We start from the raw sequence: 3,202 nt of genomic DNA on the forward strand, positions 1-3,202 counted from the left end.
ACGGCGTTTCACTGCTGAGTTCGGCATGGGGTCAGGTGGGACCACCGCGCTATTGCCGCCAGACAAATCCTGTTTTCAATCCCGAACAAGCTGCCGGACTGGCCCAGGCCACTCCCGTCTCTGAAACTTTTCGTCTTTCTCTCCAACGCCCCCAAAACCCCTTCGGTGTTGTCAGGTTAAGCCGCACGGTACATTAGTACTGGTTAGCTCAACGTCTCGCCACGCTTACACACCCAGCCTATCCACGTCCTCGTCTCGAACGCTCCTTCAGTATCCTCTGGGGATAAGGGAAGACTCATCTCAAGGCAAGTTTCCCGCTTAGATGCTTTCAGCGGTTATCTCTTCCGCACTTAGCTACCGGGCAGTGCCATTGGCATGACAACCCGAACACCAGTGGTGCGTCCACTCCGGTCCTCTCGTACTAGGAGCAGCCCCTTTCAATCTTCCAGCGCCCACGGCAGATAGGGACCGAACTGTCTCACGACGTTCTAAACCCAGCTCGCGTACCACTTTAAATGGCGAACAGCCATACCCTTGGGACCTACTTCAGCCCCAGGATGTGATGAGCCGACATCGAGGTGCCAAACACCGCCGTCGATATGAACTCTTGGGCGGTATCAGCCTGTTATCCCCGGAGTACCTTTTATCCGTTGAGCGATGGCCCTTCCATGCAGAACCACCGGATCACTAAGACCTACTTTCGTACCTGCTCGCGCCGTCACGCTCGCAGTCAAGCCAGCTTATGCCTTTGCACTAACCTCACGATGTCCGACCGTGATTAGCTGACCTTCGTGCTCCTCCGTTACGCTTTGGGAGGAGACCGCCCCAGTCAAACTACCCACCAGACACTGTCCGCAACCCGGATAACGGGCTTACGTTAGAACATCAAACATTCAAGGGTGGTATTTCAAGGATGGCTCCATGCAGACTGGCGTCCACACTTCCAGGCCTCCCACCTATCCTACACATCAAGGCTCAAGGTTCAGTGTCAAGCTATAGTAAAGGTTCACGGGGTCTTTCCGTCTTGCCGCGGGTACACTGCATCTTCACAGCGAGTTCAATTTCACTGAGTCTCGGGTGGAGACAGCCTGGCCATCATTACGCCATTCGTGCAGGTCGGAACTTACCCGACAAGGAATTTCGCTACCTTAGGACCGTTATAGTTACGGCCGCCGTTTACTGGGGCTTCGATCAAGAGCTTCTCCCTAAGGATAACCCCATCAATTAACCTTCCAGCACCGGGCAGGCGTCACACCGTATACGTCCACTTTCGTGTTTGCACAGTGCTGTGTTTTTATTAAACAGTTGCAGCCAGCTGGTCTCTGCGACTGGCCTCGGCTCCGAAAGCAAGTTTCTTCACCTGACGCCAGCGTGCCTTCTCCCGAAGTTACGGCACCATTTTGCCTAGTTCCTTCACCCGAGTTCTCTCAAGCGCCTGAGTATTCTCTACCTGACCACCTGTGTCGGTTTGGGGTACGATTTCATGTTACCTGATGCTTAGAGGCTTTTCCTGGAAGCCGGGCATCTGTCACTTCAGCACCGCAGTGCCTCGTCATCACGCCTCAGTGTTATCAGGGCTCCGGATTTACCAGGAACCCCCACCTACACGCTTAAACCGGGACGACCGTCGCCCGGATGACATAGCCTTCTCCGTCCCCCCTTCGCAGTAACACCAAGTACAGGAATATTAACCTGTTGCCCATCGACTACGCTTTTCAGCCTCGCCTTAGGGGTCGACTCACCCTGCCCCGATTAACGTTGGACAGGAACCCTTGGTCTTCCGGCGTGCGGGTTTTTCACCCGCATTATCGTTACTTATGTCAGCATTCGCACTTCTGATACCTCCAGCCAACCTCACAGTTCACCTTCAACGGCTTACAGAACGCTCCCCTACCCAGCAACACATTCGTGTCGCTGCCGCAGCTTCGGTGCCTGGTTTAGCCCCGTTACATCTTCCGCGCAGGCCGACTCGACCAGTGAGCTATTACGCTTTCTTTAAATGATGGCTGCTTCTAAGCCAACATCCTGGCTGTCTGAGCCTTCCCACTTCGTTTCCCACTTAACCAGAACTTGGGGACCTTAGCTGGCGGTCTGGGTTGTTTCCCTCTTCACGACGGACGTTAGCACCCGCCGTGTGTCTCCCGTGATAACATTCTTCGGTATTCGCAGTTTGCATCGGGTTGGTAAGTCGGGATGACCCCCTAGCCGAAACAGTGCTCTACCCCCGAAGATGAGTTCACGAGGCGCTACCTAAATAGCTTTCGGGGAGAACCAGCTATCTCCCGGTTTGATTGGCCTTTCACCCCCAGCCACAAGTCATCCGCTAATTTTTCAACATTAGTCGGTTCGGTCCTCCAGTTAGTGTTACCCAACCTTCAACCTGCCCATGGCTAGATCACCGGGTTTCGGGTCTATACCCTGCAACTTAACGCCCCGTTAAGACTCGGTTTCCCTGCGGCTCCCCTATACGGTTAACCTTGCTACAGAATATAAGTCGCTGACCCATTATACAAAAGGTACGCAGTCACACCCCAAAGGGTGCTCCCACTGCTTGTACGTACACGGTTTCAGGTTCTCTTTCACTCCCCTCGCCGGGGTTCTTTTCGCCTTTCCCTCACGGTACTGGTTCACTATCGGTCAGTCAGGAGTATTTAGCCTTGGAGGATGGTCCCCCCATGTTCAGACAGGATACCACGTGTCCCGCCCTACTCATCGAACTCCCACCTTATGCATCTTCGTGTACGGGACTGTCACCCTTTACTGTGCGCCTTTCCAGACGCTTCCACTGACACACAAGCTGTTGCTGGTTCTGGGCTCCTCCCCGTTCGCTCGCCGCTACTGGGGGAATCTCGGTTGATTTCTTTTCCTCGGGGTACTGAGATGTTTCAGTTCCCCCGGTTCGCCTCGTTTGACTATGAATTCATCAAACGATAGTGCAACGGATTGCACTGGGTTTCCCCATTCGGACATCGCCGGCTATAACGGTTCATATCACCTTACCGGCGCTTATCGCAGATTAGCACGTCCTTCATCGCCTCTGACTGCCTAGGCATCCACCGTGTACGCTTAGTCGCTTAACCTCACAACCCGAAGGGGTCTTCGGACTGGGGTTGTTGAGAGACTCTTCAATGACCGCTTTCACTCAGAAAGCCGTGTCACTGAATGTTTCAATTTTTCAGCTTGTTCCAGATTGTTAAAGAGC

1 rRNA gene is annotated in these 3,202 nt (G+C 53.8%); it reads right to left on the minus strand.

The features are described 5' to 3' along the window. Positions 1–172 precede the first annotated feature (172 nt). A 23S ribosomal RNA gene (locus Xind_RS25470) occupies positions 173–3,080 on the minus strand. Positions 3,081–3,202 lie beyond the last annotated feature (122 nt).

This window comes from Xenorhabdus indica, assembly GCF_014467235.1.
GTDB lineage: Bacteria > Pseudomonadota > Gammaproteobacteria > Enterobacterales > Enterobacteriaceae > Xenorhabdus > Xenorhabdus indica.